Here is a 26,920-nt window from a genome sequence, read left to right as displayed (position 1 = left end):
AATTTAAAGTGACGCGTGCAGGTTATGCGTCGGGATCATCCGGCCGAGGACCATGACGCGGCAAGGACCGATTGCAGATTGTCTTCGGTCTCTTGCGGCAGGGTCAGGTCGCTATCGCCCGGTCTGGTTTCCGCCGCCATGGCCTGAACCAGTTGCAGGACATTGGCCGACGACAATTCCATACCGTCGCCCGCAACGATGTTCTCCACCTGGGCCGCATCACTCGCAAACCAGTCGGATATGGTGGCGCTTCCGGAGTTGCCGATGATCGAAACGCGAAGATCGTCGCCGCTGCGTTCGAACCACAACTGGTCGTGATTGACCGTGTCGCCAAAAACCAGGCTATCCTCGGTGCCGCCCGCGTCATAGATCGTGTTATCGCCGCCGTCGCGGCCGATCTCGTACCGGTCATCGCCGGTTCCCCCGGACAGGATGTCGTCGCCTGCGCCCGCCACGAGAACGTCGGCACCTCCGGCATGATAAACGCCGGACCGGGTCGTGCCGGTATAGTCGGACGCGATGCCTCCGCGCTCCACCTGCATGCCGGACAGCAAGACGCTGCCGGTCGCATCGCCGTCATAGAAATGCGTCGCACCGTTATGCAGATACATGTTCACGTAGCTTTGGCCGACCGCCATCTCCATGCGCGCGGAGACCCGGTACCAGCCGTCACCGACATCTTCGATATCGGCGCCCAAAAGGGCATGTGTCGTACCGTCGACGCTGCCCTCGGACAGGTCGTACACGGCGGTCCCGTAATGGGCGAAGCTTGCGCCGTCCCAACCGCTCGCCAGTTCAAACCGCAAATGGTCGATATCCTCGGCCCTGGCATAGACGGAAGCGACATAAATGCCGGCCTCCGTGACGTTCACAGCACGCCCGATACGATGATTGGCGGTGGCGTCGTTCTCCAGGACACGATCTGCATACATGCCGGCTTCCGGACCGTCCGCGACATTGGCGACGACCGAAACGCCGTCCTTGTAGTAAGCCGCGTTGTCGAATGCGTCCGACCAATTTGCCAAATTTTCCTGCCCGTCACCGATCAGGACATCCCCGGCCGCGGCCTGACGCACGGGGCCGGTGGTCGTTTCGACATAGGTTCCGGCCGCCGTGCCGCTCTCAAACTGTGCGCCTGAGATCAACAGACTTTCCGCCCCGCTGCCGGCGAAGAAATGGGTGCCCTGGTTCATCATATACACATTCAGATGCGACGTTCCCGCCGCATGAGACATGGTTGCCGTGACGCGGTACCAGCCGCCGCCGACATTTTCGATCGTCGCGTTTGCGATGCCGTGGGCCGATCCCAGGACCCGGCCACCGGCAAGGTCAAAATCGGCGGTCCCATAGTGATCGAACCCGCTGCCATTCCAGCCGCTCGCCATCTCAAAACGCAATCCGGCGAGTGATTCCGCTTTTGCGTAGATCGAGGTCGTATAGGTACCCGCCTCGGCGACAGAGATGTTCCGGTTCATCCGATGGAAACCGGTTCCGGCATTGGCGGTAAGGCGGGAGACGGACGCACCGCTGACCGGGCTGTCGGACGCAACCGCAACCGCCCGGGTACCGTCCTTCAAATAGTTGCCACGGCTGAAGGCCGCGGACCAGGTCATCAGGTTTTCGCGCCGCGCTGCACTGGACGCCTCGCCTTCCGTGCCGGCGACGAGACGGTCCCCACCGCCGCCGCCAATCAACCGGTTGATCGCCGCCGTACCGGTAATCACATCATTGCCGGTCCCGCCGACAGCGTTCTCAATGCCGCTGAACCGGTCCGACCCGGCGGCACTGCCCGTCGCGGTACCGTTCACGAGATCCACCGTGACCCCGGCTGCGTCGTCGCGATAATCCAATGTATCGATCCCGGCGCCACCAAAGATCGCATCGTCCCCTGCGCCTGCCAGAATGCGGTCGTCTCCGGCGCCGTCGACGGCATTCCGGCTGCCCTGGGTCACGTGATAGGACGATGCCGCCGCACCGGCCTCAAGCTGCAGTCCGGTGAAATAAAGGCCCGATGTCCCGTCGCCGGCAAAGACATGCGACGTGCCGTCATGCAGATAGGTGTTCACATAGGACGTACCGGCCGCAAACGGCATCGTCGCCTCGACGCGATACCAACCCTCTCCCACATCGGTTACCGATGCGGAATGCAGGGCACCATGGCTGTGGTGAACTCGGCCTGTCGCTGCGTCGAACACGACCGAGCCATAATGGTCGAACACGCCATTATTCAGGCCGCTGGCCAGTTCAAACCGCAAATGCGCAAGCTGGTCCGCCCGCACATAGGCGGAAACGGTGTGCAAGCCGCTTGTTGCGACGGTCACGGCGCGGTTCATGCGGTGCATCGCATTGCCGGCACTACCGACCAGACGTGTTGCCGACATGCCGAAGCCGAGCGCGTCGCCCGACGCGGTTTCTAGACCGATACCGTCCTTGTGGTAGGCGGCGTTCGTGAAGTCTTCCGACCAGGTGATCTGGTTCTGGGTTCCGTCACCGATCAGGATGTCGTTGCCGGCACCGCCTACGATCAGATCGTCGCCCCCCGCGCCTTCGATGATGTTGGCGTCTTCTGTGCCGCTTAACCGGTCATCGCCGGCCCCGCCGACCACGTTCTCAATACCAGACAAGGTGTCGAAGTCGATATCCGCGCCGCGGCCATAGCCTTCGTCCAAGTCGACATCGATCCGTGCCTCGGCGCTGGAATAGATAATCGTATCCTGGCCCGACCCGCCGCTGTAGACATCATTGCCGCGACCGGACCCGCCCACGATCGTATCCGCCCCCGCACCGCCGAAGACGCGGTCATCGCCGTCGCCGCCGACCAGATAGTCGCTGCCATCCTCGCCACCAAGAATGGCGCTGTCGGACGTCGCCAAATAGGCACCGACCGAATTCCCGGATTCCAACTGCGCACCGGCGATATAAAGGCCGCGCCCCTCGCCGTTCGAGAAGCCGTAATAGTTGCCGTCGTGTAGATAGACGTTGAAATACGACAGCCCCGGGTCGAAGGCCATTTGCGCCGAAACTCTCGACCATCCGTTACCGACGGATTCGACCACGGCCCCACGAATGGCGGTACTGCGGCTTTCCGCGCGGCCTTCCGTCAGGTCGAATACAACAGTCCCGTAATGGGCGAAGTTTGCGCCGTCCCAGCCACTGGCCAGTTCGAAACGCAGATGGTCGAGGTCGTCCGTCCGGACATAAAGCGACGCGGTGTGAATGCCGGACTCGTCGACCCTCACTTCACGGCTCATCCGATGGAAGCCATCCACATTTGTCGCCGACAGACGATATCCGTCGACACCGGTCAACGGACCGTCGATTTCAGCTTCGGTTACAACGGTGCCGTCTTTCAGATACGCGCGATGATCGAAATCGCCGGACCAGGTCATCTGATTTTCCGCCGAACCGCCGATCAGAACATCATTACCGGCACCGCCCGAGAGGGAATCGTTACCACCGCCGCCTTCCAGATGATCGTCGCCATCCGGCTCGAGGGTCGCGACAGCCCGGGTCGAAACATACTCACCGGCGGTCTCGCCCCGTTCCAACTGCAGGCCCGAAAGATACAGTCCACCACCTTCGGATTCGCGGCTGAAAACATCGGCGCCGGCATTGCGGACGTTCAAATTCACATAGGACGTGCCTGTCACGAACTCCATCTGCGCGGAGACGCGATACCATCCGCCCCCGATATCTTCGACCTCCGCCCCCAACACATCGCGGTTGGTGCCGGACACCGACCCGCCCTCGATATCGAAGGCAGCCGTGCCGTAATGCGCGAATGCCGCGCCGTCCCAGCCGCTGGCCATTTCCAAACGCAAGCCGTCCAACTCGTCCGCCATGGCATAGACAGAGACGGTATGGATACCGGCCTCGACTACCTCTACCGCTCGGATCAGGCGATGCATGCCTGGGCCGGTGCCAGGGACCAAACGGGTGACTTGGGCCCCCTCTACCGGACTGTCGACCTCGCCATCGGCGATCACGACATCGTCCTTGTAGTACGCATCCCGGCCGTAATGTTCGGACCAAGAAACGAGGTTGCTCGCCCCGCCGCCGTCCAGTCTGTCATTGCCGCCGCCGGCGATCAGGACATCGTTCCCGGTGCCGCCACTCAGCGTGTCGTCATTGTCGCCCGTCACCAAACGATCCGCCCCGCCGCGGCCGAACAGCGAAACCGCCGCCTCGGTCCAGGTGAAGTCTTCATCGCCGCTGCCGCCGAAACGGGACAGCATATCGGACGCGCTCAGCGTCACGCCGGGCTGATCGTCGAAGGTGAAGCCTTCGATGCGGGCGTCGCTATCCAGCCAGTTGCGCAAGCGCAGCACGTCGCTGGACGCTGCGAGTTGGAGATCCCCGTCATCGATGAACCGCAGTACCAGATCGCGGCCTTCGATATGTGCTTCCATCTGGCCCGCCGCGATGCCCGAGCCGAAGCGCAGCGTGTCACTGCCCCCGCCGCCCGGAACGCCGGTTTCGTCCAGAATGTCCGCCCCATCGCCGATCCGGTAGACGTAAGTATCGTCCCCAGCGCCGCCGATCAGGACGTCGTCACCCTTGCGACCCATAAGAATGTCGCTGCCATCCCCACCGGACAGGGTGTCATGCGCCGAACCACCCCGCATGTCGTCGCTACCGGCACTGCCTTCCGCGACAATGGTCTGGGCCGAGATATCGATATCCACGGTGATCGTGGAGGTTGCGCCATGACTGTCCTGCAGGACGTAGTCGAACGTGGCGAGACCTGTGAACTCCTCGTCCGGGGTGAAGACAATCTGCCCGTCATTCAGGGAGACCGTCCCGCCGGTCGGATTCTCGACATTGGTCAGCGAGAAGTCATCGCCATCCTGATCGCTGTCATTTGCCAGAAGATCGGCAACCGAAATGGAAACGTCGGTTTCCTCAAAGCCACTGAACTGATCCGCCCCACTGATTGGGGCGTCGTTCTCGTCCGTAACGGTAAGGGTCGAAGAGCCGACAGAGGACAATCCACCCGAATCCGTTGCGCGGATCTGGAGGACCGGAGCCGCGTCCGTCTCGTAGTCTAGGCTACCGGCAACGGTGATGACACCGCTATCCGCATCGATGGCGAAGGCACCGCCATGATCGTCGACCAGGGAGTAGCTGACACTGTCACCGACGTCTTGGTCCGTAGCGCTTGCCGTGCCGACAACCGCGCCGATCGTGGCGTGCTCGCCAATCGAGGGCACCAGCGACACCGTTGGCGTATCCGGCGCGTCATTCGCATCCGTTACCGCAATGGATACCTGCCACTCGTTGCTCAAGCCGCCGGTATCGGTGCCGCGAACGGTCAGGACATGAGCGGGTGCGGTCTCGAAATCGAGACCGGCGGCAACGCGGATCACGCCCGTTTCCGCATCGATGGAGAACAGCCCATCCGCATCATCGAGCAAGACGAAGCTATGGCTGTCATTTGCATCGGGATCGTTGACGGAAAGGGTCGCCAGAGCCGCACCGACAGCTGCGTTCTCCGCCACGGAGAAAGAGGTCAGTGCCAGGTCTTCCGGCGCCTCATTGACGTCATTGACCGACACGGTGACGGTTGTGGTCTCGCTGGACCCCTGATCGCCGCTGGCCAGGACTGTCAGTTCATAAGACGCCGCGCTCTCAAAATCCAAGTCGCTACGCGTCGTGATCTCCCCGGTGGCGGCGTCGATGGCGAACAAGCCCCCGAAATCGTCCTGCAAGGTCAGGGCAAACGTTTCCGCGCCCAGGGCGAACATTGTCACTTGGCCGACTGTCAGGCCCGCGCCCGCATTCTCATCCGCCGCGCCATTGGCGGGAAGCAAAAGAACGCCATTGCCCGAGCCCACGGTTCGGTCCGCAAATTCCAGGGACTCGACACCGCTGACGCGGTCCGTGCCATCCCTTCCGGCGACAAGGTCGTCAATAACGAGGACGCCATTGTCGACGGTCAGCGCGTATTCAGAAAAGTCACCGGTCAATGTCAGCGTATCGGTGCCCGCACCGCCATGGATCGTGTCATCACGGTCGGAACCGGCGAAACGGTCATCGAAATTTGACCCGCGCACATGCGTGACATCCTGGAAGACGTCGCCCTCCGCATGGCCGCCGCTGGCGCTGCCCTGGCCCATATCGAGAGTGATGGCCGCGTCGGAACCGGAATAATCCACCAGATTGCCATTGGTCTGGACCAAGAAATCGGCGGCGGCTGTGGCCGTGATGGTCCCGTCTTGCGCAACGGAATAGGCGACGGTCTCAATATTCTGGAATGTGATCGTGCCGATTTCCGCGCCGCTGACGACGCCATTGTCGAAATCGACCGAAACGTCGCCGGACAGATAGCCGAGATCCAACGTATCGACGCCAGCCCCGCCATTCACACTGTCCCCGTCACCGGCGAAGATGAGATCCGCGCCATCCCCGCCATAGAGACTGTCCGCGCCGCGCCCACCGACAATCGTATCGTCGCCGTCCATGCCGAATAGCGTATCGGCCCCGTCACCGCCCAGGATCGTGTCGTTTCCGCTCTCGCCGAAGAGCTGGTTCGCCGCGTCGTCGCCAATCAGCAGATCGGCGCCGCTGCCGCCAATTACGCCTTCGATGCCGCTATAGACATCGCCGGCCGCAGCCCCGGTCTTGGTACCGTCCAGCAACGATACGGTGATGCCCGCGCTATCGGACGAGTAGTCGGCGAGGTCCAAACCTTCGCCGCCGACCAGCGTGTCCGCCCCGGCACCACCGCTCAATTCGTCATCGCCGGCGCCGCCTATCAGGACATCGTCACCGTTGGACCCTGCCAGCGTGTCGTTGAAGGCGCTGCCTTCCAGAATTTCGACCTGATAGAATGCATCGCCACCGCCGGAATTGCCGGCCAAGCTGGCCTGCACGCCCGCTGTGGCGTCAGCAAAGCTGACCGTATCGATGCCGTCCCCGCCGTAAATTGTATCGTCCCCGGCGCCCCCCATCAGGTAATCGTCGCCGCTGCCGCCCGCCAGATAATCGTCGCCAGCGCCCCCGGTCAGGGTATCGCTGTTCGAGCCCCCAAACATCGCCTCGTCGGACGCCGTGCCGGTCAGAGTCACGCCGTCAGTGTCGGTGACGCGCGTAACCCTCATATTCTGGGACGTCGCGTTACCGGCGGAATCTCGCGCCGTGACGGTGAAGTTGTCGACATAGGCGCCTGCGGCCGCGCTATAGAGGAAACTTTGGCTGTAGACGTTGAAACTGATGCCGCCGTAATCCAGCCCGCTGACAGACATAGTGACCGGGTCACCGGAATTGTCGGTCGCAGTGAACCCAAGCCCCAATGTCGTAATGTCGTCCGACATCATCAAATCACGGACGGACAGAATCGGGGGTGTGTCGTCTCCGGAAACCGTTCCCAAAGCCGCTGCGACATTCAACCGGCCGCCCGATGTCGACCGACCGTTCAGGCTCGAAACCCGGTCGACATTGTCGAGAATGGCGTCGATCGCCTGGCTGTAGGTCATCGACGGATCTTCGGACAGCAACAGCGCGATTGCCCCTGTCACATGGGGCGTCGCCATGGAGGTGCCCGACAGCGAACGATAACCGCCGCCTGTATAGGTCGAATAGATCGACGAGCCGGGCGCGCCGAGATCCACCGAATAACGTCCATAATTCGAGAAGGACGACAGGGAATCCGAGCTGGTCGTCGACGCGACAGCAACGACGTTGGACTGCGTGAAACTGGACGGATAGTGGCTGAAGTAGCTGTAGCTGTAGTTGTTGTAGGTATCGTTATCGAAGGAGTCGTTGCCAGCGGCCGCAACAAAAATGGAGCCTGCGGTTCTTGCCTCGTTGATGGCGGAGGAAATCGACGAGTAGCTTCCGCGATACCCGTATCCGCCATAGGAATTGTTACTGACCCGCGCCTCCATCATCGTGGCATAACGAATGCCTTCGACGATATCTGCGATTGTGCCGTCACCATTCTGGTCCAGCACCTTCACCGCCATCAAGCTGGCGTTCCAGGCGACGCCGCTGATCCCTACCCCGTTATTGCCCTGGGCAGCGATCGTACCGGCGACATGGGTTCCGTGACCGTTATCGTCGTCCCGCGCATAGCCGGGTCCGATTCCCCGGTTGTTTACGAAATCATAGCCATTGTAGTCGTCGATATAGCCGTTGCCGTCATTATCGATCCCGTCGCCCCAGATCTCACCTTCATTGACCCACAGATTGTCACGCAGATCTTCATGATCGATATCGATCCCGGAATCGATCACGGCGACGACGACGTCCTCGCTGCCGGTCTGACGATCCCAGGCGTCGTAGGCACCGATCTTGTTCAAGCCATAGAGCGAACCGATTGACGGGTCGTTCGGCGCCGTGGCCGACGTCTCGAATTCCTGACCGGACAATTCTTCCGACAATTGATCCGAGGACAGAATGTCGGACTCGAACTGGAAATCGACGCTGAGCTGCCCGTCGAGCTCGGCAAATCCGGCCGTCTCCAGTTCGGCGAACAGATCAAGGCCCGCCGCAGCGTCGCCTTCGATATCCCAGAACTGAATGGCGCCGCCGTCGCCATAGAGAACTTTCGCCCCCAGATCTTCACGGGCCTGCAACAGGGCCGCACGGGAATAGCCATGCGACAGGTCGACGATCAGGTCGACGGCATCGGCATCGACACTATCCGAGGTGTCGCCTACGGATCCGGTACTGAACTCCACCCGCTCGATGTTCGAAATTTCCGTAGACCCGATTACGTTCGCGACGGCCGTCACAGTCCCACCCACGGACCTCATCCGCAAAACATCGTAGCCTGCGCCGCCGTCGGCGGATACGTCGTCAAGTCCGGCAATCAGCACATCGTCGCCGTCGCCACCAGAAAATTGATCGGCGCCGGTGTCACCGGTCAGAACGTCGTCTCCAGCGCCACCGACCAGCTGATCGGCTCCCTCGCCGCCTATAAGCGTATCGTTCCCCGTCCCGCCGAAGAGGGTGTCGTCGCCGGCGCCGCCGCGCGCCATAAAATGTGTTGAGCCCAGGAAAATGACGTCGCTGCTATCACCACCGTCAATAATGCCATTTTCGGACACCACAACGCGGCGAACCATACTTCCGTAGGGTTCGGTCGTACTAAGCCAATTGATAATCAGTCCGCCGGCGCCGTTCTCGGCAATATCCAAACCGTTCAGCCGCACATCGACCGGTGTGACCACAAGAGGCTCGTCTACCGTCTGCTCTTCGACGTCCACAATGCTGATATAGCCGGTGGCGAGGCCCGCATTGGCCCATTCCATCCAGGAAACCGCATATCGGGAGCCGTTGAGCGCAACCAACTCGGCTTCGTGCCGAACTTCATCCTCGCCTTGAAGGGTGACCATTTTGGTAGGACCGAAGGCTTGGATTCCATTGGAGGTCCAAGTCGACGTCCATACTGACATTTCGTCGGAAGAGTAGCTCTGCCCGTTCCAGACGAAGGCCAGGTCGCCGTTCTCAAGTTCCACAACGTTGGGACTTGTGAAGCCGACCGAAGCTCCGGCCGCAATGGTGAGTTCATCCGTCGTGGGTTGTCCATCGGCACCGAAGACGCGTGCTCGAACCTCGACGTCGCTCGAGTCGTATGTACGATGCTCCCAAGTCATGACGAAACCGCCGCCATCCAAGGCAGCGACTCGGGGCTGATATCGAATGGCCGTGGTGTCCTCCACCGGACTGCTTTGGAAAGGCCCGACAGACTGCATGTTCTGGTCGTATCTGCGGAAGAACACGCCATTCCCATAGTTCCAGGCCATCACGAAGCCACCGTCGGCAGTGCCTATCGTGGACAAATCCGAAATCAGGGCCGGGCTTGTGCTCAGATACTGGACTGTACCTCCGACCGGCGAACCGTTCTCGTCAACCAATTGACCGCGAACGTTCATTACCGAATGGTTCGAACTTAGGCTCACCCAGGTGAGCAGGGCACCACCGCCTATCAGGTGGGAAACGTGAAATTGGCTTTTGCCGTCGGAGCTCGTATTGACCGTAACGACCGGACCGGACGGGTTCCCATCGCCGTCAACCGCACGGCTAAAGACCGTCTCGGAGGCACCGTCGACCCAGAACGAGACGATCTTGTTGTCGTCGGTTCGGGACAGAATGTTGGCGTGTATGGAGGCATCTGTGGTGCCGGATACTTCCTGAGCGGATCCGATCTCGCCGAAGGCTGTCTCCGATCCATCCAGCACCGAAACTTCGATTGTCACTGTCCTGGTGCCGCCACTCGGATCTGACACGCTTACTTGGAACCAATCGTCCCCGACAAAATCAGCATTCGGCACATATCGTACCGATCCGTCCGGATTGACTGTCGCGGTACCGCTAGATGCCTCGGAATGCATCGCGTATGTGAGGGGTTCGCCTTCCGCATCGTGACCGGAAAGGACCCAGTCGGCCGGACCTGAATCCGATGACATCCGAAGGTGCAAGTCCACAATTTCCGGCGCCTCGTTTACGTCGGTTACCGACACGGTCACCGTGCCAGTCGATGCTTGCCCTAGGGTATCGGTTGCCTGATATGTCAGCACGTGTTCGCTGGCGATTTCATAGTCAATGTCGCCGGCAACCCGAATTTCTCCGGTTTCGCTATCGATCGCGAACAAACCGTCGGCATCGTCGATCAGGCTGAACGTTAGTATGTCCCCGGCATCCGGGTCCGATGCGGGAGCCGTTCCGATCACCGTCCCGAATGCACTATGCTCGGCAACCGTTACGGAAACATCCGCCGTTTCAGGCACCTCATTCAGGTCGCGTACCGACACAGTCACCGTGTGCTCGTCGGACGTTCCCAGATTGCCGGATGCCTGGACCGTCAAGGCATACTGGCTTTGCGACTCGAAATCGAAACTGCCATTGCTTGCGATCGCGCCCGAACTAGGATCGATTGTGAACCGACCGCCAATGTCATCGGCCAAACTGAACGTAAAGGTTTCGCCCGTGATCGCGTGATATGCGACAGTACCGACCGTTTGAGAAGCGGCCTCATTCTCGTCGATCGGCGCCAAATCCGTAGTCCAGACAAACCCGTCGCTGACTGAAATCGAGAGATCGCTGAACACCAAGCCGTCGATACCGGTCAGCGTGTCGGTGCCATCGCGGGACTCGGTTCGGTCCGTCACGTAGACGGTACCGTCCGAGACCGTAACATCGTAGTCCTGCAAATTGCCGGTGAAGACCGCGACATCCGCGCCGTCGCCGCCGACCAGGGTATCGTCCCCCTCGCCGCCGATGAGCGTATCGTCCCCGGCCCCGCCAAACAGCAGATCGCTACCGCCATGGCCGAAAACCACGCCGTCCGTATCGCTCAGCGCGAGGATATTGTTGCTCTCGTCTCCCTGAAGGCCCCCGTCCGACAAGGTGTAACGGCGGTGATGATGGTGGCCGCGGTAATCGTCCAAATTGGTCAGCTTCCAATGGACCAATATGGACCCGTCCGTCAGAGCCGTGACCCCGTTTTGGCCCGCCAGACGGCCGATATCACCATCGCTGACCAATTGCTCGGCTCCCAAGGCCGTGCCATCGGACGCAAAGGCGCGTGCCCGTACCTCATCGGAATTCAACACATACCAACTCGCCACGAAGCCGCCATTCGGCGTTGCGGCCAGATAGGGTGTGCCCTCCGAGCCCTCCACATCTTCGTGAATGATAAAACTGTCGGTAACAGGCTGCGCATCGGAATCGAAAATCCGTGCGTATATATCCCAGGCGTTGCCCCCGGATGCCTCTCCGCCCGCCGTCCAGGCCAATGCGAAACCGCCACCATCCAGCGCAACCAGCCTGTGATATGCCAGCCCTCGAATACTGTAACCGCTCTCTATCGTGAACGGCGCGGAATCAAGCGTCCCATTGGCATCCAGATAGCGACCCTGAATGGAATAGGTCCTGGCGTCTGCGTCATATTCAAGCCAATGCGCCAGAAGCCGCCCATCAGCCAGTTCGTCGGTACCAAATGTGCGGCGCAGATCTGTCGCGCTTACATCAAGCCGGGTCGTGGGACCCATCGCGCCGTTACTGGCGACCTGACGACCGTAAACGGCATCCGCCCCAGCCGCACCGCTCGGATTGTCGGTGCGCCAGGTAACGTAGTAAGCTCCATCGGAACGGGTCTCGATCGTGTCGGGATGGTCCGTACTGCTTGTATTCTCCACAATAACGGAAGTTTCAATCGGCACGCCGCCGGCATCGAAGCGCTTGACGACGAAATCGGTCGAACCGTCTTCATTAACCCGTTCATAATACGCAAGAAAACCACCGTCGAGAGTCCCAGCGATCGGGTCGCGCGTACCATTGCCATTGATATTGTCCCCAAGGCTAATCGGTTCTCCGACCTGTTCGTCGTTGCTGTCATATATACGGAAGGTATGAGACCGATAGGACGGGTCATCGAGTATATAAAACTCGTTACTAACCACGTACCCGCCGCTGGAGAGCGCCGCTACTCTCGGATAGGAAATGACCTCTTCGGACTCTCCAAACAGGTCGATGGACTCCGCAGCGGCCCGCAGCCCCGAAACACCAGGTGCAACTTGATCCTCGGCAACGACTTCTACCGAGACATCGACATCCCGGGACGCCCCTCCTTCATAGGATATTCGGACGGAGAATGTGTCCGTGCCGGTGAAGCCGGCATCTGCGACGTAGCTGTAGGCGCCGTCGGTCGAGAGCTGGAGCGTGCCGTTCGATACATCCGACAGAAGCTCGTAACTGATCGCTTCGCCTTCCGGATCGACACTTATCAGATCGGCGGATAGCTCCGCCCCGGCGACCATTCGTGCGTCGCCACGCCATAACTCCGGCGCCCTATTGGCATCATTCGATGTCGCGGTAACCGTCGTGGTCGCGCTCAGACCTTCATCGTCTTCGACCCGCACGATCAAGTCATGCGATGCCGGATCCTCGAATTCCAGATTGGTCGCTACGGAGATGACACCCGTCGACGCGTCGATTGCAAAACGGCCACCAGCATCGTCGACAAGGCTGAAGGTAAGAACATCCCCCACATCTTCGTCAGATGCCTGCACTGTGCCGACTGCCGAGCCGACCGTTACCGTCTTATCGAAATCGAACGACGACACCTCGACGACCGGCGCATCGTTGAGGTCGGCGACCGCAACAACGATTTCCCGGCTATCCGATCCGCCCTGATCGCCCGTCGCGACAACGGTCAAGGTGTAACTGGCCTGATCCTCGTAATTCAACGCGCGCGTTGTTGATATCTGCCCGGTTACCGAATTGAAGGAGAAACGACCGTCAAAATCGTCCGCCAGGGACAGGGAAAAAGACTCGTCGCCGAAAGTTACGACCGAAACGGATGCTGCCTGCTGGGCTGACGCCTCATTCTCATCCACGGATTGTGAAGCGATTTCCCAATTCAAAGCTGAGCCAAGCATTAACGTTCTGTCAGCGAATTCGACGAATTCGACCCCTGACAACACATTAGTGCCGTCTCGCCCGGCCGTATGATCTGAGAATGTGACCGTGCCGGACGCCTCCGAAATGTCGTACTCCGAGTAATTCCCCGTCAGGACGACCGTGTCCATTCCGCCCCCGCCAGCGACCGTCTGGTCGCCCTTGGAGAGATAGAAGGTATCATCGAAATCGGTACCGCGAAGGCTGATATCCCCGACAAGGATATCACCTTCCGCCAGACCACCCGACCCGGACGCCGTTCGCAAATCGATCGTGATCGCTTCTCCGGAAGCGCTGTAATCGATGACGGTCGCATAGGTATCGACAAAGATTTCCGTGTCTTCGGTCGCGGAAACCGATCCGCTGGCCGCATCCACATAGACGATGGATTCGATCCCGGTGAAAGTGACGGTCCCGAATTCCGCCCCCGTCGCGATGCCGTTCGCCATATCGATATCGACCGACCCAGCCAGATAGCCGAGATGCAGCGTATCCGACCCCGCGCCGCCGAAAACGGTGTCCGACCCACGGCCCGCGAATATCAGGTCGTCCCCATCGCCGCCATAGATCGTGTCGTCGCCGTCCTGACCGATCAGCGTATCGTTGCCGTCGTCGCCGGACAGGAAATCCGTGTCGGACAATGTGTCGAACTGGTGGCCGGACGATCCGATAAGGATGTCATCCCCGTCCTCGCCGAAGAGCGAGATCGTCCCGCTCCAGTTCAGGATACGGTCATTGCCCTGCCCGCCGATGATCCCTTCCATGTTGAGGTAGAGATCGCCCTCGGCATCGCCGGTCCCGATGCCGTGCGGCATGGAAATGGTCAGGCCCTCGGCCGTGGTTTCGTAGGACGCATAGTCCGTACCGTCGAGCCCGATAAGCGTATCGGCACCCGCGCCGCCGATCAGCGTGTCGTTACCTTGGCCGCCGACAAGCACGTTCGCGTCGTCATTGCCGGTCAGTTTGTCCGCCTGGTTCGACCCGATCAGATTTTCCACATTGACGATGGTATCGCCCGTCGAGGACGGACTGCCGTCCAGGGCGACCGTTACACCAGTTGCGAAACTGGAATAATCGGCCGTGTCGACGCCGGCACCGCCATCCAGGGTATCGGCACCGGCACCGCCAATCAGCGTGTCGTCTCCGTCTCCGCCGCGAATGATGTCATTCCCACCGCCTCCGGACAGCAATTCGTCAGCCGAGCCGCCAATAATAAGGTCTGCGGAATCCGCCCCGGTGATCGTGGTACTGCCTGCGGCCATCTGATTGATGAAGAACGTCGCCACGGACGAAGACCCTTCGGCATTCGTCACCCGCAGGTCGACGCGCTCGCCGTAATTGCCGGCGCCGGGCGTATAGTCGAATGTCCCAGGCTCGTCCTCGACCAGAGAGAGCGAACCGATTGCAGGTGCCGTCTGGACGCTAACCGACACGCCCGTCGGATTAATAATGTTTATGGCATGTCGGAACGACCCGACGCCTTCCGCCAAAAAGATGTTATGCGCGGTGACGATCGGGCCTTCGCCGTCCTGAACCGCCAGGAGCGCGGCCTCCAGGTTCAGGCGTCCGCCGGATGCGGTGGTTCCGGTCATGCTGGAAATGCTATCGACGCTGTTCAGCAGGGCGTCGATGATCTCACTGTAGGACAGGGATGGGTTCTCGGCCTTCATCAATGCGATGGCGCCGGTCACATGCGGCGTTGCCATCGACGTTCCGTTCAACGTGGCATAAGTGCTGTTTTTATAGGTGCTGTAAATTCCTGTGCCCGGCGCCCCCAGATCGACCGTGGTTGCGCCGTAGTTCGAGAAACTGGAAAGCCTATCGAAACTATCCGTCGAAGCGACGGCGACAATGTTGTCCAGATTGTAGCTGGACGGATAATGCGGACTGACATCATTGTTGACGCCGTCATCGTTACCGGCGGCGGCGACAAAAATGCTGTCTGCCGCCTGAGCCGCTTCAATGGCCGATAGGATCGATGTGTTGTAAGCGCCGCCGCCCCAGGAATTGTTGGTAACCTGGGCGCCCATCATGGTCGCGTATTGAATCCCGGCGATGATCGCGGCCGTGTTGGTCGTGCCCGCGTCGCTGAAAATCTTCACCGCCATCAGGCTGGCGTTCCAGGCCACGCCGGACACGCCGATGCCGTTATTCCCCTCGGCAGCGATGGTTCCGGCAACATGCGTGCCATGGCCGTGGCCGTCGCTGTTCGAGCCGGGCCCTATGCCCCGGTCATTGAAGAAGTCGTAGCCGTTGTAATCGTCGATATAGCCGTTGCCGTCATTGTCGATCCCATCACCCCAAATTTCACCCTCGTTGACCCAAAGATTGTTCACGAGGTCCGGATGATCGACATCGATCCCGGTGTCGATAACGCCGATCACGACACTGGACGCGTCGGAACGGATTTCCCAAGCATCGGGCGCGGAGATATACCGCAGACCATAGAGCGACCCATAGGAGGGATCGTTCGGCGTCACCGCGTCGGCGGAGAAATCGCCCTCTGCCTGCGCCAACAACTCCGCCGCGACGGATTCCGTGTGGACGACTTCCGGCGCATTCATTTCGAATGTCAGTTCGGCGTTCAGATCGACGTGATGGGCGAAGGAAAACTCGGCGAGCACGGCGTCGATATCGACGGCGTCGTTCATCACGTTCCAGAACTGAAGCGTGCTGTCCGCGCCATAGGTCACGACCGCGCCCAACGCTTCCTTCACCGCCGTCAGGGCCTCACGCGAATAGCCGTCCGACAGATCGACGATCAGGTCCGCATTGGCTGTAACGCTAAGTTCCATTCCGCTTAACCCGCCGATGATGTTCTCAAAATAACCTGGATCTGCCCCATCAAATTGAACCGCAGAACCCGCGTCATGAACTGTTGGAGATGCAGTGTTCAGGGCATCCATCCCATCAAAAACGAATTCGACTTTATCGAGTCCCTCTCCGTGCACGGCGATGGTTCCATCAATGGAGATCGTTCCGGATTCCGCATGTATGGCCGATGCGCCGTCCAGCCCCACAAGCCTAACAGTATCGCGACCCGCTCCGCCTATCGCCTGAACATTGGTGACGTCGTCGACGTTCAGGACAAAGGTATCGTTCCCATCGCCTCCGTCTAGGACGTCTTCGCCGGCATCCGACACAATGAAATCATCTCCGCCGCCGCCGGTCAGCGTGTCGTTACCGGATCCGCCCACAATAAAGTCGTCCCCATCACCCCCCAAAAGGGTGTCAGCCCCCGATCCGCCAAAGATCGTGTCATTACCGGCACCCCCAACAACTATATCGTTGCCCGTGCTGCCCCCCACGTCGTCACCAAGATCGCCCAGAAAAATGTGGTCGTCATGACTTGTGCCCAAATTTGCGGCGAGGCTGAGAATTCGGCGTTTTGCATAATCATAGTACGTTCTTTCACTATCAAACTGGCTTGACGCAGCTAGTATTCGACCATCGGAAAGAACCGAATAATCGGCAAAAACGGTCTCTCCTCCGGTAAGCGCATCCAAATCGATTAGCGCACCAACTGGGGTGCCGTCCGGGTCAAACCGTTGAATAAATTCTCTAAAGTTTTCCGGTTGGTTCCATTCACCCTCGACCCAGTTCACCGCAAGATTGCCATCTGGCATCAGCATAAGGCTGGTTGAATGGATTTTTAAGTCGCCGCCCGTTAGCTCCCGCACCAAGTTTGGACCGCTGATGAGTTCTCCTCGGTCGGATATATGCGAAAGAACGACACTGCTCCTAATCGGATTCTCCGGCCTACTGGGATCCCCCATTTTTTGGGTCCAAAGTGCCGCAATCGAGCCATCTGCCAACTTTTCCAAATGAACCGGATGTCCGATGTTGGGACCATCAAGAACGAATGGCCCGTTCGGTTCGGGGACACCCTCCCGGTCAAGAAACTGAATTAAAACTTGGTTGTTCAATAAGTATTCGCTTTCCCGGTCGATTTCCGTCCAGACGACCGCGACCCGGCCTTCGTCCAACGCAACCAATTGACCTACTAAGTTGTCGCTATTACCTCTTCCGTCCGCGACAACTGTTCGCTCGCCGACAAGTTCAAAGTCGGCCGATATCTTACGGGAAACTACTTGCCGCCAATTTGACGGCCCCGGTTTCGATCCGACAAAATTTCCCCAGAAGGCCGAAAACTCGCCGTCGGACGTCTCAACGACACCGGCCAAATCAAGCATCCAGTTACCGGAATGAACTTCATCGAGTATCAGAGGCTCACTGATCGCCTGCCCATCAGAACCGACGCGTTGCGCATAAATCCGCCAACCGAAGTCAGTTCTGGTAACCCAGGAAAGGATCGCACCGCCTCTGGAATCCGGATTAACAGAAAATCTGGCGATACCGCTTTCCTCGGAACGCGGCGTGAAATCCGCCAGAACACTCTGCTCACCAACCGGTTCGTCATTTGAATCGTAGACTTGACCGCGAAAAGCACCGCCGTTTTCGGTTCGGGTCCACAACACCATATATTTGCCGTCAGCGAGCGCGACTGATTTCGTGTAGTAAACATTGCCGGCTTTTGGGTTGTCGACATCCTCCCTATCGGACGATGTCGTCCTTATCGATCCTTTCTCCCGTATTTCAAACTGCAATTCGATTTGACTACTGACCCCATCAGTATCCGTGGTTTCGACAATAATGGAATCGGTACCTACAAAATCCGCGTTTGGCACATAGCGAAATCCGCCATCCGAGTTAAGGGTCAGAACACCGTTCTCTTCGCCTTTGAGGACAACAATAGAAGATATGTTTCCTGGATCATCCAATCGCAGAGAGGAATCGACTTGGGTTCCCTGTTCCAGGAACAAGGACAACATTTCGGGCTCTTGCACATCGGCAACATCGACGGAAATCGTCTTCACGTCCGAAAGGCCGGCTGCGTCCGTTGCCGACACGACGAGCTGATGCTGATCAGTGGTTTCAAAGTCCAACTCTCCGACCAGTGACAACACGCCCGACGCGGCGTCGATACTGAAGAGCCCACGCGCATCGTCCACAAGGCTGTATGTGAGGCTGTCCCCGCCATCAGGATCGGTCGCGGACAAGGTCCCGAACGCCGTCCCGATCGTCGCGTTTTCCGCGACCGAGAAGGTACCGTCCGCCAGGACCGGCGCTTCGCCTTGGTCCTCGATATCGACCGTCATCGTCGCCGTGCTGGACAGTCCGCCCTGATCCGTGGCCCGCACCACGACACCGTGCTGTGCCGCCGTCTCGTAATCCAAGGTACCGGCAACGGAGATCACGCCCGACGCGGCGTCGATGCTGAAGAGTCCTCCCGCATCGTCCACCAGGCTGTAGGTGAGTCTGTCCCCACCATCAGGATCTGTCGCCGACAAGGTTCCGAACGCCGTCCCGATCGTCGCATTCTCCCAGATCGATAAAGCGCCATCCGCCAGGACCGGCGCTTCGTTTTGGTCCCCGACGGACACGACGAACGACTTGGTAAAACTGGACCCGGAATCGCCAGCCGCCTGAACGGTAAGCGAATATGCCGATTGCGCCTCGTAATCGAACGGCGCCGTTGCTGATATCACACCGGTCGCGGGGTCCAGAACGAAGAGCCCGTCGACGTCGTCCGCGAGGGACAGTTCGAAACTCTCTGAACTGAGCGCGTTTGTGGAAACCGTTCCGACGGATTGAGGGCCGGAATTCTCAACGACCGCTTCTTCCGTTGCGGCCCATTGCACCTCGTCCCCCAGGACCACCGTGCGGTCACTGAACTCCAAGACCTCGGCGCCGCTTAATGTGGTCGTCCCATCTCGGCCGCTTTCGGAATCCGTCACCGTCAATGTTCCGGAAACACTGACGAAGGAATAGCTGTCGAAATCGCCGCTGAACCGGACCGTGTCGGTACCGGCGCCGCCGATCAGAACATCGTCGCCGGCCGCGCCGATCAGCGTGTCGTCGCCATCCCCGCCGTCCAACGTGTCATTGCCGGCCTGGCCCAACAGGGTGTCGGCGCCATCGCCGCCGAACACCGTATCGTCGCCGCCCCCGGCATCCATCAAATTGGAACGACTATTTCCAACCAGCACGTCCGCTTCGCCCGTACCGAAACCAGACTGGGCCTCGAAGTATCGGAACATGGGGCCCCAGCCCACGACGAACCCGCCATCCGCGGTCGGCGTCAAATCCGTGAAGAGGTATTGCCCCGACAAGCTGACGGTGAGAAGGAACGGCTCCTCAATGGCGGCAGCATTGGAATCGAACCGCTGCATGAAGTTTACTTTGAATTCATCCCCTGTATCGGAATGCGTCACGTCCGTTGCCCAGCGAAATCCGAAGCCCCCTTCGGGAAGACGAATCGCGTCGAAAGACGTCACGCCCTCAGCATCGCCCAGCAACGTGATTGGGCCACCGACAAGTGTGCCGTCCGACGCCACGCGCCGACCAAGGATTTGGTACCCGTCATTGCTGTTGCCGACTTTCCAAAAGGCGAGATATCCGCCGTCCCCTAAGGCGCAGACGTCGATGGAGCCGACGCCCTCGTCATCGGTCAGCGTGATCTGGTCCGTTACAGGCAGGCCGTCACTGCCGTAAATTCGGGTACGCGCGCCGTCCTTTTGCCACGTCACGGCAAAATCGGAATCCTCGAGCGCGACCACAACCGGAAACATTTCAAACCAGTCTTCATTGGTCACAGCCACGCGGCCGGTGCGCGCCGTACCGTCGGATTCGAAGATCTGCAGCGCGACGTCCATTCCGGTGTCGGCATTGCGGTCCGACCAAGCCGCCACATAACTGCCGTCGGACAGAACAGCGAAGCTATCTTTGAATCCAAAGGCGCTGATGCTTTCTTCGATATGACTTGTGTCATGGTCCATACGAAGTGCGATGGGAGCCGCGTCGGTCAGGCCGTTCTCGTCCACCTCCTGAACGTAGTGGAAATAACCAAGTAAGTTCTCGCCATCATATGAATTCACCGCCCAATTCAAAACCGCCCCCCCGGACGGTGTTCGATAGAGCCTAACCTCCTCAATGCTAGAATGCTCTATGTCAAAATCCCAGGGCGGCAGGACATTCAGATCGCCGATGGGTTGGCCGTCTATCCCGAAAATGCGTGTCGTAACGCCGTCGCCGTAATCGGATGTGGCAACCAGTAAGTTGCCATTGTCCAGACCGAGATATGCAAAGTCTTCAATTGAGAAGTACTGGCCATTGACGCTATGGGAGAATGGCTCCCAGTTCGCTTCAACTTCATCGGCGTCGAACACTGCGATGGGTATGTCCTGTTCCAGGCTATTCCCGGATGCATCCTGGACCAGGACTCGGAAGGAATCCTGTCCGGTGAATCTTACATTCGGTGTATAGGTGAAGCTGCCATCGGCGTTAACAACGGCCGCCCCGGATGTGGCTTGCTGGATCAACGAATAGGTAAGTTCGCCGCCATCTTGCGCGACCGCCTGGAACCGGAGCTGCGCGACGGCGCCCTCCAAAAGCTTCAGGGTCGGCGGCTCGAATTCGATCGCGTCCGCATCGTCCTGGGCAGCGTCGCCCGAATCCAAATCCAACGAGAATTCGCGCTGGATGACGCCGCGGCGTTCGACGTCATGGGCGTATGGCGGGTCGCCCCAATAGAGCAGGACGGTCCCGTCCTCTTTTACGAGGATATCGTGGAAAAGCCGCTCGCCCTCCTCGAGTCCGTCCAGCATTTGTGTCTCGCCGACCTGGGCGCCGTCGGCATCGAAATGCGCGACGAAAGTGTCATAGATTGTCGGGTCCGAATTGGAGGCGCTTCGACGCGACGCATGCCAGGCGGCAATGAAGCCACCGTCGGGCAGCGCTTCGACCTGAACTTGCCCCTGAGAGCTATAGTCCTCGCCATAAAAACTTTCGATGGTAATGCGCGGGCCGGTCTCTGCGCCGTCCGCGCCGATCTTCTGGACCTTGATATTCAGAGAATCGGCACGATCGCGCCAAACGATGATGGCGCCTCCCCCCTCCAAGGCGGTGACGTCCGGATAATACCCCAATTCGCTGCCGGTATTACCGATGAAGGCCTCGCCGGCGAGCGTGGTCCCGTCCGCCGCGAAACGCTGATACGCAACGGCGTCGGGGAACTCGTGCTCCTCGGCGGTCATATACGCGATGAGGACGGACCCGTCCTCCAGCAAGTCCGCCCGGGGAAATCTATGGAAGTTGGCGTCCGTTTCCCCCAACTTCTGCCGCGACAGAACCGTACCATCCGCACTGACAAATGACGCGAAAAGCCCGGCGTCGTTGAACCCGGTCTGATCTTCGAGAATGACGTATCCGTCGCCGGTGGAGACAACTCTCTCGATATATCTGGGCTCGCCATTATCGGGACCGACGAGGACGGGACTTCCTACGGCCACGCCGTCAGAATCGAACCGTTGGGCATGGGAGGTATATCGGTGCTGGACACCCTCGACACTTTCAGACCATACGGCGACAAATCCACCCCCGCCCAGAGCGGCAATGTGGCCTGCACCGAAGAGATTACCGCCTGAATCCGGCATCGCCATTTCCGGCCCAAAGGGCGAACCGTCCGCGTCAAACATCCGGAACTTATTGTCGGCAGGCCCACCGACGTTCTGGTCTTCGGTAGACCAGCCAACAACGTATTTCCCGTCCGCAAGCCTTACGGCTGACACGCCTCTCTGGGCCCCGACGGTGTCGGTGTTCACCTGAGTGGCGTCACCGTCTTCGATGACTTCGGCAAGTCCCATTTCGTTCTGAACATCAGGCAAGGACCCGCACCTCCCTACAGAGGCGCAGAACACCCAACGGAAAATCCGTCATGGCATGTCTAAACGCTAGACTGGCCTTCTCAGGCCAACGCCAAGCGACCATGTCCCAACTCGCCGCTTCGGATCCTGTCCCGGAAACTCCCCTTGCTTCCGGCACGGCGATCCGCTCCTCCCATTCATATATCGTAATTTTAGTTCTGGACCACAATGTCTTCAACTAAAAAGGGATTACGTTTCAGCGAAATTGAAACCGGATCAGCCTAGAATCAAACCACCATAACCTTTTGTTTTAACACGTTTTATTTTGGATCGGACGCAATTCGCCATTCATTGGGTAGTCAGGTACCGCCTCGGGATCCGCGACCAACCCAGGATTTTGGGCGTCACCGCTACCAAATAGAGAAGACATGATCAGCCAATCAACGGTTGGGCGGCATACCGAGCCCCCGACATTGACGCCCGTGGAACCTGAGCCACCAGCATACCCTAAAGACGGAAATTTGTCGCACGAGCCACTTTGCCCGCGGCACGTTCTTCAAAGGCCATGTTGAGATAGAAGAAATCCGCCCCCACCCCACGCCTTCGCGCAAGGCCCAGAACCGATCCCAAACCGTCCTCAGAAAGAAACAGGGGGCAGCCGATTGTGTCGGCTGCCCCCTGTATTCGTTGGTCGGAGCGGCAGGATTTGAACCTACGACCCCCACACCCCCAGTATGGTGCGCTACCAGGCTGCGCTACGCTCCGCCAATGTGGGTCGGCACTAAATAGAGGCTAACGCCCCCCGTTGCAATTCCCTATTCGGCCAAAGACGGATCGATTGGCGCGTCGAGAATGTCGCGTACGGCCTGAAGTTCCTGCCGCAGCGCGCGCAGGGCGTTCGGGTCGATCGCGGGGGTCGGTTTGGACGGCACATCGGGCTCCGGCGCCGGGACCGGAACGCCGTCCTCTCCCCAATCCAGGACGGTCTTGACCCCATTCTCGCGCAGCAGTTTCTGCACGCCGCGAATGGTGAAGCCTTCCTGGTGCAGCAGGCGCCGGATCACCTCCAGCAGTTTCACATCCTCAGGCCTGTAGTAGCGGCGCCCACCGGCCCGCTTCATCGGCTTGATCTGCGTGAATTTTGTTTCCCAGAAACGCAGGACGTGCTGCTGAACGTCCAGCAGGTCCGCAACTTCGGTAATCGTACGGAACGCGTCCGCGGATTTCTCGGAACGGGAATGCTCGGAAGGGTCGCTCATCTCTACTGCCTGACCGCTGCCCCGGCGACGCCCGCGGGGCGTGCCGTCATTGGTTGATCCGGTCCTTCAGCACATGGCTGGGCCGGAATACCAGTACCCGGCGCGGCAGGATCGGCACCTCTTCGCCCGTCTTCGGGTTACGGCCGATGCGCTCCCCCTTCTGACGGACGGAAAAGCTTCCGAAGGACGAAATCTTAACCGGCTCTCCCGATACCAGCGCGTCCGCCATCTCCGCCAGAATCGCCTCTACGAGAGCAGCCGATTCGATACGGGACAGTCCGACCTCCTGGTACACCGCCTCAGCCAGCTCCGCGCGGGTAACGGTTTTGCCCGCCATGGCCTAACTCCCCCAAGCATTTCAAAGTTTTATACCAGGGCACACTAGCCCCGTCTCAAAAGCGCGTCAACAAAGCTGCGGTATTTGGAATCGCGAATCGCGCAATGGTCGCCGGATCACCAGCGGATCAGCGCTGCGCCCCAGGTGAAACCACCGCCCATCGCAGTCAGACCGAGCAGATCGCCGGGCTTGAACAACTGTCGCTCGACGGCATGGTTCATCGCCAGCGGTATGGTTGCGGCCGAGGTATTGGCATGCTCCTCGACAGAGATGATGACCTTCTCAGGTGCCACGTTAAGTTTTTCACCGACCTTATTGATAATACGGACATTGGCCTGGTGCGGGACCAGCCAGTTCAGGTCGTCCGTGGTCAGCCCCTGGTCTTCGAGCAAGCCGGCGACAAGGGAGGACATGCGCTCCACGGCGTGTTTGAAAACTTCCTTGCCCTGCATGCGCACAAAGCCGGCTGTCCCGGTCGTCGCCGGCCCACCGTCGACATAGAGGCTGTCGTAATAGCGGCCGTCCGCGCCCAGAGTTGTGGACAGCACACCGCGTCCCGCTTCCGCTCCATTGCCGTTTTCGGCCTTCAGAACCACTGCGCCGGCACCGTCCCCGAACAGGACGCAGGTACCGCGATCTTCCCAGTCCAGAATTCGGCTGTAGATCTCGGCCCCGATGACCAGCGCGCATTTGGCCTGACCGAGACGGATCATATTGTCGGCTTGCGTCAGCGCGTAGATGAAGCCTGTGCAGACAGCCTGAATATCGAAAGCCGGACCGGCGGTGATGCCCAAACGGGCCTGGACCCGCGTTGCGGTGGCCGGGAAGGTATTGTCGGGCGTGGTCGTGGCCAAAATGACCAGATCGATCTCGTCGACCGAAATGCCGGCATGCTCCAGGGCCCGCAGCGCGGCGGAACAGGCCAGATCGGTGGTCGTTTCGTTGGCGGCGGCGATATGGCGGCGCGCGATGCCCGTGCGCTGCCGGATCCATTCGTCGGACGTGTCCACGGTTTTGGACAGTTCGTCGTTGCTCAAAACCCTTTCGGGGAGATAGGCGCCCACACCCCGGATAACGCTGCGAATATTCAAGATACCTTTACCGCCGCGCCTTCCGGCACCGGGGGCCCTTCTCTGTCCAAGGTTTCGAAATCCGCTTTCATCTTTTCGATAAAGCCGTGCGTAAACATGTCTGCGGCCACGCCAATCGCATTGGCAAAGCCAAGTGCGTCCGTACCGCCGTGACTCTTTACCGCGATTCCATTCAACCCAAGCAATACGGCGCCGTTGTACCGGCGCGGGTCGACCCGATAGCGCAATTTCGCCATGGCCCGGCGTGCGATCAGATAGCCGATCTTGGCCACCGTGCTGGATTGAAACGCCTCACGCAAGAACGCACTGATCAGGCGCGACGTGCCCTCGGCGGTCTTCAGGGCGACATTGCCGGTAAACCCGTCCGTCACGACGACATCCACCGTTCCGGCCGCGATATCGTCGCCTTCGACAAAGCCGGAGAAATGGATCGGAAGCGGCGACTCGCGCAGCATGGCGGCGGCCTGCTTTATCTCGTCCCGGCCCTTCAGATCCTCGGTGCCAATATTCAGCAGCCCGACACTGGGCTTGGCGATCCCCATGACCGTACGGGCGAAAACCTCGCCCATCACCGCGAATTGCACCAGATGCTGGGCGCTGCATTCGACATTGGCGCCGAGATCCAGCATGCAGGTTTCGCCCTTCTGTGTAGGAAAGAAGGAGCAGATGGCCGGACGGCTGACACCGGACAGGGTCCGCAGGCCGAACATCGCCAGCGCCATCAAGGCACCGGTGTTGCCGGCCGAGACGCAGCAATCCGCGTCCCCCGCATGCACGGCGTCGATCGCCTTGCGCATGCTCGATTCTTTCAGATTTCGAAGGGCGTAGGACGGTTTGTCGTGGTTGCTGACAACTTGGTCGGTATGGCGAATTTCGACGCAGCCTTCCAAGAGAGGCTCTTTCGCCACAAGCGGTTCCAGCAAGTCGGACTTTCCGAAAATCAGGAACTCGACTTTCTGCAGCCGCTCCTTGGCAAGGGCCGCGCCGCGCACGACGATTTCGGGCGCGCCATCGCCACCCATACCGTCCAACGCGATCACCAAGGGCTTCACCACCGCAACGTCCCCTCAAGCGGGCGGTTCGGCATGTTTTGTCTGCCGTTTGCCGCAGGCCCGGCCCGGCCCCGTATCGGGCCGTTCCGCCGCGCCGGGAACAGCCGCACGCCTGCCCCGACAACACCAATCGGGCCCAAAGGGGCCCGATCCGTTTCGTGCAATACTAGATCGGAAACCGGCGTCGGTCCAATATAGGACCGACACCGCCGGCAACGATCAGAAACCGCTCTTCGGCTCGATGACCTGACGGCCGCGATACATGCCGGTCTTCAGATCGACATGGTGCGGGCGCACCATTTCACCGGTCGTCTGGTCTTCCCGATAGGTCGGGTTGGTCAGGGCGTCATGCGAACGGCGATTGCCGCGACGCGATTTCGTTACTTTTCTCTTCGGAACCGCCATCTTCTCGACTTTCGTATTCGTGGGGTGTCTGTCAAAGCGGCGCGTTACATAACTGTTTTGCCGCGCCGCCGCAACCCGGATTTACCGGCTTTCGTCCTCGCCGGGCGCGGATTTGTCCTTCAAAGCCGCCAGCTTGGCAAAGGGGTTGTCTGCGGAGCTGTCTGCCGGCCCGGCCTGAACGCCGGATTTGCGCCCATCCGGCAGGGTGTCGATCACCGCATCCAGTTGGGCGCCGTCGGCCCTCGGATAGGGATCCAACGCCAGGATCAGCTGTTGCGCGGCCAGTTCCCCCAGGTCAATGACCCCCGCCTCGATCGGTTCCGGCGGATCGGCATCCGCCAACGTAAACTCCTGATTCTCCTCGATCATTCCCGGCGGGGCAAAAAACACGGAAACGACCTGATCCAGGTTCGAACGAATCGGTGCGCCGCTGACGACACAGGATTGGGTGACGTCCGCCGTCACCCGCCCTTCGACGCGGATCATCGGCCCGCCGGCCAAGGGCTTCAATTCGAACGCGGCGTCCAACGATTCAAGCGCCAGCAGGTCGAAGCGGGCCGCAAGGGCAGCCCGAGCCTCCTCGTCGGCAGAGATCTTGCGGCGCAGTCCCTTTGTCGGGATTTCATCCACTTCAATCGGGACGGAAAACTCGATCATGTCGCTCATT

Annotated in this window: 7 protein-coding genes and 1 tRNA gene; all 8 read right to left on the bottom strand. The window is 59.8% G+C overall.

The window, feature by feature from the left end:
- Positions 1–35 precede the first annotated feature (35 nt).
- Positions 36–22,130, bottom strand: coding sequence for a cadherin domain-containing protein (locus ACO06O_RS07525; RefSeq protein WP_421877886.1), 22,095 nt, complete (start codon positions 22,128–22,130; stop codon positions 36–38).
- A gap of 667 nt (positions 22,131–22,797) precedes the next feature.
- Positions 22,798–22,874: transfer RNA gene (locus ACO06O_RS07520), tRNA-Pro, on the bottom strand.
- Between the two features lie 50 nt (positions 22,875–22,924).
- Positions 22,925–23,368 (bottom strand): MerR family transcriptional regulator, encoded by a 444-nt coding sequence (locus tag ACO06O_RS07515; protein ID WP_421877884.1) that lies wholly within the window; start codon positions 23,366–23,368, stop codon positions 22,925–22,927.
- 46 nt (positions 23,369–23,414) lie between these two features.
- Positions 23,415–23,705 carry an integration host factor subunit alpha gene (locus ACO06O_RS07510; RefSeq protein ID WP_420416992.1) on the bottom strand — a complete coding sequence of 97 codons (291 nt, stop codon included), beginning with the start codon at positions 23,703–23,705 and terminating at the stop codon, positions 23,415–23,417.
- Between the two features lie 116 nt (positions 23,706–23,821).
- Positions 23,822–24,796 carry a beta-ketoacyl-ACP synthase III gene (locus ACO06O_RS07505; RefSeq protein WP_421877882.1) on the bottom strand — a complete coding sequence of 325 codons (975 nt, stop codon included), beginning with the start codon at positions 24,794–24,796 and terminating at the stop codon, positions 23,822–23,824.
- Entirely contained in the window at positions 24,793–25,851 is a 1,059-nt protein-coding gene (gene plsX / locus ACO06O_RS07500; protein WP_421877880.1) for a phosphate acyltransferase PlsX, read from the bottom strand. The genes ACO06O_RS07505 and plsX overlap by 4 nt, the downstream gene beginning before the upstream one ends.
- A 216-nt stretch (positions 25,852–26,067) precedes the next feature.
- Positions 26,068–26,253 carry a 50S ribosomal protein L32 gene (gene rpmF, locus ACO06O_RS07495; RefSeq protein ID WP_420416995.1) on the bottom strand — a complete coding sequence of 62 codons (186 nt, stop codon included), beginning with the start codon at positions 26,251–26,253 and terminating at the stop codon, positions 26,068–26,070.
- 81 nt (positions 26,254–26,334) lie between these two features.
- Entirely contained in the window at positions 26,335–26,919 is a 585-nt protein-coding gene (locus tag ACO06O_RS07490; protein ID WP_421877878.1) for a YceD family protein, read from the bottom strand.
- Between the last annotated feature and the right edge of the window lies 1 nt (position 26,920).

It is taken from the genome of Pacificispira sp., assembly GCF_965228185.1.
Taxonomy (GTDB): domain Bacteria; phylum Pseudomonadota; class Alphaproteobacteria; order UBA8366; family Aestuariispiraceae; genus Pacificispira.
This window is presented reverse-complemented; position numbering and strand designations above follow the sequence as displayed.

What these genes read in the sequence shown, in the direction of transcription:
- ACO06O_RS07515 (WP_421877884.1), bottom strand. Translation starts at nt 23,368, where the DNA reads ATGAGCGACCCTTCCGAGCATTCCCGTTCCGAGAAATCCGCGGACGCG.
- ACO06O_RS07490 (WP_421877878.1), bottom strand. Translation starts at nt 26,919, where the DNA reads ATGAGCGACATGATCGAGTTTTCCGTCCCGATTGAAGTGGATGAAATC.
- ACO06O_RS07510 (WP_420416992.1), bottom strand. Translation starts at nt 23,705, where the DNA reads ATGGCGGGCAAAACCGTTACCCGCGCGGAGCTGGCTGAGGCGGTGTAC.
- rpmF (WP_420416995.1), bottom strand. Translation starts at nt 26,253, where the DNA reads ATGGCGGTTCCGAAGAGAAAAGTAACGAAATCGCGTCGCGGCAATCGC.